Origin of the sequence: Fluviicola taffensis DSM 16823 (assembly GCF_943372375.1) — a bacterium.
GTDB classification, from domain to species: domain Bacteria; phylum Bacteroidota; class Bacteroidia; order Flavobacteriales_D; family Crocinitomicaceae; genus Fluviicola; species Fluviicola taffensis_A.
The window spans coordinates 1-12,644 of the sequence record NZ_CALRYJ010000019.1; the positions used below are offsets into that span (position 1 = coordinate 1).

At 41.1% G+C, this 12,644-nt stretch carries 11 protein-coding genes; 5 read left to right on the forward strand and 6 right to left on the reverse strand.

Translation table 11 applies throughout. The annotated features are described in order from the left end of the window. Positions 1–228: 228 nt before the first annotated feature. Positions 229–993: an exodeoxyribonuclease III gene (locus tag AAG807_RS18675; RefSeq protein WP_341907348.1), complete on the reverse strand. Its 765-nt coding sequence runs from the start codon at positions 991–993 to the stop codon at positions 229–231. Between the two features lie 237 nt (positions 994–1,230). Here AAG807_RS18675 and AAG807_RS18680 point away from each other — a divergent pair, with 237 nt between their 5' ends. From AAG807_RS18680 to AAG807_RS18690, 3 genes are all read left to right on the forward strand, one after another. Then, positions 1,231–3,360 (forward strand): DNA mismatch repair protein MutS, encoded by a 2,130-nt coding sequence (locus AAG807_RS18680; RefSeq protein ID WP_341907351.1) that lies wholly within the window; start codon positions 1,231–1,233, stop codon positions 3,358–3,360. Between the two features lie 72 nt (positions 3,361–3,432). Further along, the gene (locus AAG807_RS18685; protein WP_341907354.1) at positions 3,433–4,680 is read left to right on the forward strand and encodes an MFS transporter; all 1,248 of its coding nucleotides are present in this window, start codon (positions 3,433–3,435) and stop codon (positions 4,678–4,680) included. A 13-nt stretch (positions 4,681–4,693) separates the two neighbouring features. Further along, a complete protein-coding gene (locus AAG807_RS18690; RefSeq protein ID WP_341907356.1) occupies positions 4,694–5,305 on the forward strand; it encodes a hypothetical protein in 612 nt (203 codons plus the stop codon). Between the two features lie 107 nt (positions 5,306–5,412). Here the strand turns inward: AAG807_RS18690 and AAG807_RS18695 are convergent, their stop codons facing one another. From AAG807_RS18695 to tgt, 4 genes are all read right to left on the reverse strand, one after another. Next, a complete protein-coding gene (locus AAG807_RS18695; protein WP_341907358.1) occupies positions 5,413–5,628 on the reverse strand; it encodes a hypothetical protein in 216 nt (71 codons plus the stop codon). Positions 5,629–5,732: 104 nt separating this feature from the next. After that, positions 5,733–6,494, reverse strand: coding sequence for a DUF481 domain-containing protein (locus AAG807_RS18700; RefSeq protein WP_341907361.1), 762 nt, complete (start codon positions 6,492–6,494; stop codon positions 5,733–5,735). Continuing rightward, positions 6,494–7,606, reverse strand: coding sequence for an LptF/LptG family permease (locus AAG807_RS18705; RefSeq protein ID WP_341907364.1), 1,113 nt, complete (start codon positions 7,604–7,606; stop codon positions 6,494–6,496). The genes AAG807_RS18700 and AAG807_RS18705 overlap by 1 nt, the downstream gene beginning before the upstream one ends. Next, entirely contained in the window at positions 7,606–8,736 is a 1,131-nt protein-coding gene (gene tgt, locus AAG807_RS18710; protein WP_341907366.1) for a tRNA guanosine(34) transglycosylase Tgt, read from the reverse strand. The genes AAG807_RS18705 and tgt overlap by 1 nt, the downstream gene beginning before the upstream one ends. 81 nt (positions 8,737–8,817) lie before the next feature. On the opposite strand from tgt, the gene AAG807_RS18715 reads away from it, so the two are divergent. Together AAG807_RS18715 and AAG807_RS18720 are read left to right on the forward strand one after the other, a co-directional pair. Further along, positions 8,818–9,954 (forward strand): glycosyltransferase, encoded by a 1,137-nt coding sequence (locus AAG807_RS18715; RefSeq protein ID WP_341907368.1) that lies wholly within the window; start codon positions 8,818–8,820, stop codon positions 9,952–9,954. Further along, positions 9,945–10,553, forward strand: coding sequence for a sigma-70 family RNA polymerase sigma factor (locus tag AAG807_RS18720; protein ID WP_341907371.1), 609 nt, complete (start codon positions 9,945–9,947; stop codon positions 10,551–10,553). The genes AAG807_RS18715 and AAG807_RS18720 overlap by 10 nt, the downstream gene beginning before the upstream one ends. A 76-nt stretch (positions 10,554–10,629) precedes the next feature. On the opposite strand, the gene AAG807_RS18725 is transcribed toward AAG807_RS18720, so the two are convergent. Further along, complete coding sequence (locus tag AAG807_RS18725; RefSeq protein ID WP_341907374.1) at positions 10,630–12,426, reverse strand: AMP-dependent synthetase/ligase; 1,797 nt, start codon at positions 12,424–12,426, stop codon at positions 10,630–10,632. Positions 12,427–12,644: the final 218 nt, after the last annotated feature.

A 12,644-nucleotide genomic window follows, 5' to 3' on the forward strand; every position in this document is an offset into this window, starting at 1 on the left:
TTCCTTACATTCTGTTTAAACTCTAAGAGATAAAAAAGGAGGAGACGATATCTATGTGTGAACATATCTCAAGGATTGTTTAGGCACATATGTGTTCTCGCTCCTTTTCACTTTTCTATAAAAGTAATAACTGATACAAACATAGGAGATACATAGGTCACATAGTTTTTAAGTATGGTAATGGAAGTGTTTTTTCTATGTTCTCTATGTGGACCTATGTGGTTCATATTACAAACTCAACTCCACCCCAACCGGACAATGATCCGAGCCGAAGATTTCATTGTGAATGGTTGCCGCTTTCAAGCTTGGAATAAATGCTTCCGAAACTAAGAAGTAGTCAATCCGCCAGCCTACGTTTTTCTCTCTTGCGCCACCGCGGTAACTCCACCAGGTATATTTGATCTCATCACCATTCAGAACGCGCCAGGAATCTACCAACCCGCTGCCAACGAATGCATCCATTCCATCAATTTCCTCTTGCATGTATCCGGCAGACTTGTTGTAATTCGCTTTAGGTCGTGCCAAATCAATCGCCTTGTGTGCCACATTGAAATCGCCGCAAACAATCACGGGTTTCTTTTCTTCCAACTTTTTCAAATACTGCAGAAAATCTGCATCCCAAGACTGACGATAAGGTAAACGCAACAATTCACTCCCGGAATTCGGAACGTAAACTGTAATCAGATAGAATTTATCGTATTCTGCACAAATCACTCTTCCCTCATCATCGTGTTCCGGAATTCCCATATCGTAAACAACCGAAATCGGTTCGGTCTTAGAAATAATTGCAGTACCCGAATATCCCTTTCTTCCCGCTTCATTTGCATAAACAAACGGATAACCCAAAGGATTCACTGTTTCCAACACTTGTTCCACAGTTGCTTTTGTTTCCTGCAAACAAATGACATCTACCTGCATTTCCTTCATATCCGAAAGAAAAGATTTTCCTGCAATTGCCCGGATTCCGTTTACGTTAAAAGAAAGAAGTTTCATAGTCTGAATTTTGAACGTAAAAATAGAATTTTGTGTGATGATTTTGTTCCACACCTTAAAAAAACACTCATTTATTTCCCACTGATGCACAGATAAAAGGCGAACTTACCAGTCTCGACTCAAAATATCTTAGCGCTTCCGGTAGGAGCGCAAAAAATCTGTGTATCTGTGGTAAAATTTATACTGCAAGTATCTTTTATTCATTGTGGGCTTCCAAATTGACATTATTTTTACACCATGAAAGGATTTGATCAGCAAACACTTCACGATTTAGAATTTGACCAAATCAGGGAATGGTTGGCTGCATTCAGTATTGGAGCAACGGCTCAGACCAGACTGGAAAACCTGGAGCCGAACAATGATTTTGATGCAATCGAATTTGAATTGCTTCGCGTAAACGAATTCAAGAGCATCCGTGTTCAAGGTGAATCTTTTCCCGCACTCGATTTCGAAGAGTTGTTAGCTGAGATCAAATTGCTTCCCATTCAAAATGCCGTTTTACAACAGGAAGGATTTGTGCGTATTACCCGCGCTTCCGAGTTGGTCAATCACCTGTTGCATTTCTTCGATAAGCGTTCACAAGATTTCCCGAATCTGTTTGCGCTCCTAAACAACGTTTACTTTACCCGCGAACTGATTGAAGCCATCGAAAAGGTATTTGACAGAAGAGGTCTGATCAAGGACGATGCTTCTCCGGAATTATATTCCATCCGACAACAAATTGCGAAGTTGCGAAATCAAATCAACCGCAATTTTGACAAGGAAATGCGCAGATACCTGAAAGAAGGGCTTTTGGGCGATACCAAGGAAGCATTTGTCAATGACAGACGAGTGTTAACCGTTCAATCCACACACAAACGAAAAGTGGGGGGAATTGCCGTCGGGTCATCCAAAACCGGAAGCCTTACATTCATTGAGCCCGCTATCAATATTCCATTGAACAATGAACTGGAAATGTCACTGGATGATGAACGGAAAGAGATTTTTCGAATCCTGCAAGAACTCACGAGAGACATTGCGCATCACCTTCCTTTGATTGAAGCGTACCAGGAATTACTGACCGAATTTGATTTCATCAATGCAAAAACAAAATTAGCGCTAGATTTAGATGCAAATCTCCCGGGAATTGTTCGTAACACACGCATTGAACTAATTGACGCATTTCATCCCATTCTTTGGAAAACAAATAAGAACCTGGGTAAAGTAACACTTCCTCAAAGTTTGATTCTGGATGCAACCAGCCGCATGTTGGTCATTTCAGGTCCGAATGCAGGAGGAAAATCCATTACCTTGAAAACAATCGGATTGTTGCAGTTGATGCTGCAAGCAGGTCTATTGATTCCCGTTCACGAGAACAGCAAGTTCTGTTTCTTCCAACAGGTTTTGACAGATATTGGAGACAACCAATCCATCGAAAACGAATTGAGTACTTATTCGTATCGCTTGAAGCGGATGAAGTACTTCCTGAAAGTTTCAAACAGACGCACATTACTCTTACTGGATGAATTTGGAACAGGATCCGATCCGGAACTGGGAGGAGCTTTGGCAGAAGTCTTTTTCGAGGAACTTTACAAACGGAAATCATACGGCGTCATCACCACGCATTATGCCAATATCAAACTCAAAGCGGACCGACTTCCGAATGCCGTAAATGGATGCATGCTTTTCAATACGGAAACACTGGAACCACTGTATCGGTTTTCCATGGGACAACCCGGAAGCTCCTTTACGTTTGAAGTAGCCCAGATGAATGGAATTCCAATGGATCTGATCGAACAGGCGAAAGGAAAACTGGATCAGAGCCGCGTGAAGATGGATCATTTGCTCAATGAGTTGAATCGCGAAAAAATGTATCTTCAACGCTTGAACAAAGAGCACATTGAAGCGCAGGAATTGGCCAACAATGCGCGTGAAGAATTCATAGAGAAAAAACAACGCATCGATGAACGCTTGCGTTCCCAACAGGATTTGGCTGAAAAGAACAATTTGTTCATCAATTCGGGAAAGAAGATGAAATCTTTTATTGATCGTTATCAGACCAGAACCCGAAAGAAAGATGCAAACAATCCACTACTGGAAGACGTCCGGAAGTATTTGATGGTCGAGAAATCGAAAATCGAAGAGGCGAAACGGAAAGTGGAATTGATGCAGGTGAAACCGCAAAAAGTGGTTGCAAAAAAACGCAAGACTCAAAAACAGGAAGAAGATACCTATCAACGGGATAAGATTGTGGTCGGTTCAACCGTAAAAATGATTGAAACCAAACAAAGCGGAACGGTTGAAGAAATCAAAGGGCACACGCTTACAGTTGTATTCGGATTTATGCGGCTGAAAGTGGAACGGGAAAAACTAATGTGGATCAAGTAGGTTTAAAAGGTTGAAAGCGTTCAATGTATTTAAACTCGATTTTGAACTTAATTGAAAACAATAATAACATCTATGTCAGCTAACAAATACTACCACCTAGGACAATCAAGCGTTCTGAACAGTTTGCTTTTTTTGGAGCGATTCGCCTTCTATGGCTTACAGACTTTTGCATTCAGCTACCTGATCAGTGATGCGATGAATCTATACGGTGATGATGCAAACGAATTACTTGTAACCTTTGCTTCAGCCTTATTGTTTGCGCGCGTTTTCGGTGGATTGATTGTCGACTTCCTATTGGGACCAAAGCTTTCAATCATTGTGAGTTCTGCACTTCAGATTCTCGGAATTTTATTGTTCATGCAAAAACAACTGAGCTTATTCTATGTAGGAATGTTTGTCTTTATTTTGGGACAATGTATCTTCTCCCCCGCAATATTGAAATCAATAGGCGCTGTTTATTCAGCCAAAAAAAACAAACTAGACGGAGCAGTTACGCTGAGTCTTTTCGCGATCAACCTGGGCTCATTCATTGCTCCGAGAGCATTCCATTATTTTGAGTTTGCAGACACATTCGAACACGGTTTCACCTCCTGTATCATTTGTTTCCTCCTCATCATCGGGCTTTGTTTCCTGATTAAGCATCCCAAAGATTCTTCGGGAGAAAACCCACTGAACCTGGATCTCGATATCAACCGGGACGGAAATCGCACCAACGAACTGATTTTCTTGTCGATCCTGGGTTTATTCCTTTATTGGTTGTTCGAAACCCTCCTGAATCGATCCATGGCGAATTTCAACTACAGCGGCTTCAGAAGATCGGAAGACATCAGTATGTTAGTAAGTATGATTCCTGCATTGATCCCTTTGATCGGCTACCTCATCTTCGGAATAATCTGGAATCGCTTCAAATTTCCTCCACTTCTGAAAATCGTCATTGGCTTTGCAGCAGCAACCATCTCAATCGTAGCCGCAATCATGACCATGGCAAACAGTCAGACGGATGACCCCAAATTCATGACCGGATTCCTTTGTTTGAATTTCATTGGTGAAATCCTAATCGTGCCTATCTTACTGAGTCTGATCCTGCAACATGCCCCTAAAAAACTGATGGCTACGTATTCCGGTATCGCGCTTGCCTTATTCGGTTTCTTGTCCATGTACATCGGAAACAAGATTTACAATGGAATCGGGGATGAAAATTATGGCATTATAACCATTGTTGCAGGTGTCGGTTTCTTTTTTGCAGGCGTAACCGCACTCATCCTGTTTCTGTTAACCAAGAAAAAAGATGTTTCAAGCAATCATTTGGATGAATTTTAAGCCCTCATAAACTATGAAATATTTTCTTCTTTCACTTTCGATCATCGTTCTTACTGTAGCTTGCTCTTCCAATCAAAAAAAGGTAGAGCAGGAAAAGGAACCTGTTATTTCAAGTGAAAAGGAAACGAAAAAGAAAATTGATTCGATTAATGAACCTCCTTTGGAGATTGAGTCGGATTGTGTTTTCGACACGAGCACTTACAAATTCACTTCCGAAATCTTATTGAAATTTGATCGCAAAATTCATTTTTCATGGGATAAAAACAATCAGCAAGCAATCGTAAAATTCCCGAAAGGAGATTCTTTACTTGTACATATTGGCGGTTGTTATCATTTCGGTTATTCTGCTGAATACCGAACAAATGAAGAAGCATTTTCGAATCCGGATTACTTAATGGCAAAAACCAAATGGCTCGCCAAGAACTTTCTTGATAATGGATTTGACACCAATTACCTACGCTTTATTTCGAGCAAACAATACGTGCTTCAAAAGGATGAAAGCGATTGGAAAGTCTATTCAGTAAAAATAGATTCACTTATTGCAGAAAATGAAATTTATGATGGTTTTGATTTCAAAAGAGTTGGAAAACGAACTCATATTTCGATTAGCGGATACATTAATTGATTTGAGATCCATTCAAAAAATAAAAACGAAATGCCGCGCTCTTATTGCAGAACACGGCATTCATGTATAAAAACCTTCTTGAGGATCTTTAAATAAAATTCACTCCGTTATAGAAGCGTACATGTTTTTGTGATAGACCCGTCGGATTCATATCCGTCACATGTTTTCTTCGCATCATCCAACGTGGAATTCTTAATTGTTTTGTTCTCTGTAACTGTTGTACTACCAGTATTTTGATAAGTGCACTCACAATTATAATCCTTCTTACACGATGCCAAACTCAGCAATGCCATTGCTGAAATTCCTAAAATCACTCTTTTCATAATACCTATTTTAGTTTCTAATTCATTTGAAGATACCTTTAATAAACCCACCAAAGGGTCAACTTTTGTTAAATCCAAAACATATGTAACAAATAAATACCGGGTTATTCCCCCAAACGCAGGTGTATACCCGCCGATGAGCTAAAAACGGTTTTCCGGACATTCGTCGGAGGCGCACTGTCGTAATAGATGTTGAATTCAATACGCATATCCAGGCGCTTGGTAATTGCTTGAGCAATGGAATACTGTCCGGAGAATCGAAAATCATTAAACTTGTCCCATCTAGGCTGATAATAAGTCGTCCCTGAAAAACTGAATCCTGTTCCCGTCCGAATAAACCAACTAATGTAGTTACTCCAACGAAAATTATCATGGATAATCCCATCTTCCGTTAATTCCTCGTATTCCCAAAAGGTGGATGTTCCGGCAAAAAAGCGGACATTGTTCGTGTCCACAAATTTCCAACGGGGACCTGTCCCGATCAGATAACGCACACGTTGGTTCAGTAACTGATTGTATTGAATTTGGGTGTAGGCTTCCCATTTCCATGGACTGTTCTTGATCCGTCTGGCATACCGGAAGTGGGACATTCCTGAATTCGCATACGTTGTCTTATTGGAAGCCGTGTAATTCAGATCCGAAATTAATAGGTAGTGATTTTTTCGCGTTTTGTATTGCACCCTTGGACGAAGATTTCCCGAATATAGGATATCCGGGGAGTTTTGGGTAACTGCAAAACCGGCATCAAGCGAACCGCTCCATCCGGAAGTATCCTCATAAATACGCCTGTTTTCAATATTCACGATCTGCGCCTGCAAACGGAAAGAAAAAAAGATCAAGAAGAAAATAAAACCTACCTGTTTCATTACTTTGGTGCAATGCGATACATAAATATGGCCAGGATGCCAAAAATGAAATTCGGTAACCAGACAGCCGCGATAGGTGGAAAGCCAACCGTAGTAGCGGCCACACTCGTCACTTTCATAGCGAAAATATAGATGAAAACGAATAACAAACCAATGGCAATATTCACTCCGATTCCTCCACGTCTCTTCCTGCTGGAAACACTTACCCCGATCAAAGTCAGGACGTAAGTCGCAAAAGGATAACTTGTTCGTTGATAAAGCTCAATTTCGAAGGTTGGAACATTCGAGTTCCCTTTCTCTTTCTCCTTCTTGATGAACTTTCTTAATTCGGTATAGGTCATTGCTTCCGCAATATTGTCGCGAATCGCCATATCTTCAATCCGGTAAGGCAAAACCGTATCCTTTTCGTGTTTTTCAATCAAGTGAATCTTTTGATTGATGACCTGGTCGCTGATATCGATCGAATCATTATAGGTTATTAGCCGTTCAAACACATCGACCAAATGCCAATTCGAAGAACCATGCGCTACGGTAGCAGTTCGTGCTTTTAGAAAATGAATGAGCCGATTGCGGTCATCATACTTTTCAACGACAAAATCATTGACAATATTCTCCTTGGAATTATAACTGGCATAGTGAACCAATTCATTTCCGGGGAATTCTGCGTGGTAATTCTCAACCAGCAAACGATCCCGGTAAAACGATTCCTCGAAATCCAGTCGTACCCGATTCGCTCTTGGCAAAACAAAATGATTCAGAATCAATGACATCAGCATCAGGATTGTCGCTGCAATCATGTAAGGCCGAAGAAAGCGCGTAAATGGTCTTCCACTGTTCAGTATCGGGATAATTTCTGCTTCCTGTGCCATTTTCGCTGTAAACCAAATCACAGAAATGAAAATGATCATGGAGGAGAAGGTATTTCCGTAATAAAGCAGGAAGTTGAAATAATAATCAAAAACGATCGATTTGAACGGAGCTTGATTGTCAATGAATTCCGATAAACGCGATGCAATATCGAACACCATTGCCAATAGCATAATCACTCCCAACATAAAAAAGAATGTTGAAAGAAACTTCCGAATGATATATCGATCTAAAATTCTGAGCATTAAATTCTTCTCCCTAGTATTTTGACTTGTTCGTCTTTCCAGGCACGGAAAGTTCCATCTAAAATTCTTCTTCGGGCTTCTTTAACCAACGCCAAATAAAAGGCTAAATTGTGAATTGTCGCAATTTGGATGGCCAAATTTTCCTTCGCTTTGATCAGATGGTGCAAATAAGCTTTCGTGTAAACCTGGTCTACATAAGCCGTGCCATTTATATCCAAAGGGGAAAAATCCATTTTCCACTTGTGATTCTTGATGTTAATGGTTCCTTCTGAAGTGAACAACATTCCGTGTCTTGCATTTCGTGACGGCATAACACAGTCAAACATATCTACTCCCAATGCAATCGATTCCAGAATATTCACCGGAGTTCCCACTCCCATCAGGTAACGCGGCTTATCTGTTGGCAGAATAGAACAAACCAAATCGGTCATGCTGTACATATCCTCATCCGGTTCTCCAACGGATAATCCACCGATCGCGTTTCCAACGGCATTCTGTTCTGCAATAAATTCAGCGGATTCCTTTCTCAAATCGGGATAAACACTTCCCTGAACGATCGGAAACAATGCTTGTGAATAACCATATTTGGGCTCAGTCGAATCCATCTGGGTGATACAGCGCTTTAACCAACGATGCGTCATGTGCATCGAGCGTTTCGCATAGTCATATTCACACGGATAAGGTGTACATTCATCGAAAGCCATGATGATATCCGCACCGATCACTCGTTGAATGTCAATGGCTCTCTCAGGAGAGAAAAAGTGATAGCTTCCATCGTGATGTGATTGAAAACGCACTCCTTCTTCCGTAATTTTCCGGCTCGTCGCCAAGGAATACACCTGATAACCGCCGCTATCTGTCAGAATCGGTCTTTCCCAGCCAATGAATTGATGTAAGCCACCGGCACCTTCAATCACATCCAATCCCGGACGCAAATACAGGTGAAAGGTATTTCCAAGGATAATTTGTGCTTCCACATCATCGCGCAATTCCTGTTGATGAACACCTTTTACTGTTCCATGTGTTCCAACAGGCATAAATATCGGAGTTTCAATCGTTCCGTGGTCCGTGTGAACAAGTCCAGCTCTCGCTTTTGAGTGGGGATCGGTATGCTTCAGTTCAAAGTGCATAATTGTGTTGAAAAATAAACGCTGCAAAGATAAGGGGATTTCGGAAAGAGCCCCATCTTTGTAGGCGAAGAAGACACTTTAATGAAAATTATCCCCGAATTACAGGAAACAGGCGTATTTTATATCTTTTGGATTTTTGCTGGACTATTGGCTATACAGTTGATATACTCCGTACTTTTCTTTGGGAGACTAGCTTTTTGGAAAAGCAAGCAGAGAAAAACTGACTTGCCACCCGTATCCATTGTTATTGCCGCGCGCAATGAATCAGACAATTTATACGAGAATTTACCTAAGATCTTAGACCAGGATTATCCGGCACCATTCGAAGTTGTGGTCATAAACAACCAATCAATGGACGATTCCAAGTATTTATTGGATGCCTTAAGTCGTCAATACCCGAACTTGGTCGTGATGGAAGTTGAACGCAGTAAACATTTGCTACCGAGCAAGAAATTCCCTTTGACTTTGGGAATTAAAAAGGCGCGATACGAACATTTGGTCCTGACGGATGCAGATTGCACGCCTGCAGGAAATCTTTGGTTGCGTAAAATGGTAGAACAATTCAGTGACAAAAAACAGATTGTGTTGGGCTATGGTCCCTATACCAAGAAAAAAGGATTCCTAAACAAGATCATTCGTTTCGATACCACCATGATTGCTGTAAATTACTTTTCCATGGCTATCAACAAAGTTCCTTACATGGGAGTTGGGAGAAACATGGCGTATACGAAGGAGGTTTTCAAGTCAACGAATGGTTTCAAGTCCCATTACTCCTTAATGTCAGGTGATGATGACCTGTTCATCCAGGAAGCAGCGAGAAAAAGCAACTACACCATCCAATTGGATCCCGAAAGCTTTCAATACAGTGAAGCGAAAGAAAACTGGGAATCTTTTGTCCTTCAGAAGTCCAGACACTACACCACCTCTCCGAAATACAAGGTTTTCAAGAAAGCGATGTTAGGAATATATCCCTTCACCCTGATTTTGATGCTGATATCTTTCGTTCTTTTGATCCTACAAAGTGGATGGTGGATACACGCCTTGATTGGTTTTGGTTTTGTAACAATGATAAAATGGTGGCTTTTGGGGCTTTGCTTCAAAAAACTAAAATCACCGGGGTTCATTGCTTTATTACCTATTACTGACTTGGTATATGTTTTGATACTTCCATTTTTTTATTATTCAGCATTGCAAAAAAATTCTTCGAAATGGAGGTAGTTGGAGATCATTTATCGGACAAAGCACGCATAGATCTGGCACTGGTAGATCAGGCTAAAAATGGCGACCAGGCAGCTTATGCGCAATTAATGGACCGATACCGTGAATCCATCTATTTCATGATGATGAAAATGGTTCGAAATTCGGATGACGCAGATGACCTGACGATCGAGGCATTTGGAAAAGCGTTCAGTCGCCTGGAGCAGTATTCACCAAGTTTTGCTTTTTCAACCTGGCTTTTCAAAATTGCCTCCAATAACTGTATCGACTTTATCCGTAAGAAACGGATTAAACTCACTTCCATGGATACGGGCTACACCAATGAAGATGGAGAAGCGGTTGGAATTGATGCACGATCAGATACGCGTGACCCGGAAGAACACATCATCCACAATCAGAAGGTAAAACACATGCGCAACCTGGTTAGCAAACTAAAACCACGTTACCGCGAATTGATTGAAAAAAGATATTTTGAGGAATTAAGCTACGAGGAAATCGCAGAGGAATTGAACCTTCCTTTGGGAACCGTGAAAGCCCAACTATTCAGAGCACGGGACTTCCTGGCTCAAATGATGGAACAGACAAAGGATTCTATTTAAGATCTTAAATAAAAAACAAAAAGTCGGGGTGAAAAATTTTTCACCCCGACTTTTTCGATTTATCGTATTATTTTAATCATTCGCGATGATCTTCCTTGTAAAAACCATCAACCATTGCTTTATATTGTTCCAGGATGATCTTGCGCTTTAACTTCAAAGTTGGCGTCAATTCGCCCGTTGCAATACCAAACTCCTGAGGCAACAGACCAAACTTCTTGATCTTCTCCCAGCTTCCGTATCCTTCATTGATGCGATCTACTTCCTTTTGGACACGTGCAATCACATCCGGATTTTTAGCAATCTCTTCGTTCGTTGTCCCTATTTCAATATTCTTGCGGCTCGCCCATTCTTTCACAAACGGAAAGGCAGGAACAATCAATGCGGAAGGAAACTTCTGTCCTTCACCCAAAACCATAATCTGTTCAATAAATCGCGATTCCTTGAAGGTGTTTTCCATTGCCTGCGGAATGATATATTTCCCTCCGGAAGTTTTGAATATCTCTTTCTTACGGTCTGTGATTTTCAAGAAAATTCCATCTTCAAACGTTCCGATGTCTCCGGTATGGAACCAACCTTGCGGGTCAATCTCCTCTGCTGTTTTATCCGGTAAATTGAAATAACCCATCATGACATTCGGTCCTTTCACCAAAATCTCTCCGTCTTCCGCAATTTTCACCTTCACACCATCAATCAATGGACCGACAGTTCCGATCTTGACCCCTTTCTTCAAACAGTTTACGGAGATAACCGGCGAAGTTTCCGTTAATCCATATCCTTCCAATATGGGAATACCTGCTGCCATAAAGATTTGAGCCAAACGAGGTTGCAATGCTGCGGAACCAGAAGCAACAGCTTTCACTTCACCTCCAAGCGCTGCCTGCCATTTTGAAAAAACCAATTTTCGGGCAATTGCCAATTTGATCTTATACCAAAACCCCAGTTTTCCTGTATGATACTGTTCTGCAACTGAAACGGACCAAAAGAAGATTCTTCGTTTAAATCCAGTCAATGCTTCACCTGTTAGCATAATCTTATCAAAGACCTTTTCCAATAAGCGAGGAACAGCTGTGAAAACATGAGGTTTTACTTCCTTCAGGTTCTCACCAATCGTATCCATTGATTCCGCGAAATAAATGGAAGCCCCGCAATACATATAGAGATAATGCAACATGCGCTCGTATACGTGACAAACCGGTAAAAATGTCAATACACGGGAATTCTCATCCGCCGGAATACTGAATTTACAGGAAAGCACATTGGAGAGCAGGTTGTTATGCGATAACATAACTCCTTTCGGATTTCCGGTTGTCCCTGAAGTGTAAATGATCGTTGCCAGATCTTCGTTGCGAACATTCGCTTTCAGATCGGTGATCTTACTTTGAGGGACATTGGCTCCCATGGACACCAACTCCTTATAATTGGAAAAATCTTCCAACTGGTCAAACGTAAAGATCTTTTCCAACGAAGAAATTTGCGATGCCACTCCTTGGATCTTACGCGCCAGTTCTTCTCCGGCCACAAATGCGTGGCGGATTCCGGCGTCGTTAAAAATGTACACGTAGTCGTGTTCCGAAATATTCGGATAAACAGGAACCACAACAGCTCCTACCTGTTGGATCGCAATATCCATCACATTCCATTCCACACGGTTCGGTGAAACTAATGCCACACGGTCTCCAACTGAAACACCCAGTTCCACAAGTCCCTTAGAAATTTGATTTGTATGTGCTACAAATTCTTCGGTCGTCATAGGTATCCAAACTCCCTCAGTTTTGGTAACAAACATCGAGGCGCTTGGAAAGTTTTTCAATTGATAAGTAGGCACGTCAAACAGTCGTCTTACTTCATTCATATCAGTTGTAATAGCACTCACAATATATGTATTAAAAATTAAGCAATAGCGCAAAAATGTTCATCCAAAACCAGTGTTTGTTTTTTCACAGCCCACTGTTAAGAAACAAGTTCCTACTTTTATACTGTGGGAATATAGTTTCTAACTTCGATCAAGTGCAATTCATGAACTAGTTGGAAAGTTACAAAGAATTACTGACTTGTGTTTGATCGTTTTTGGTTTTTTGGTTTGTAGGGGTT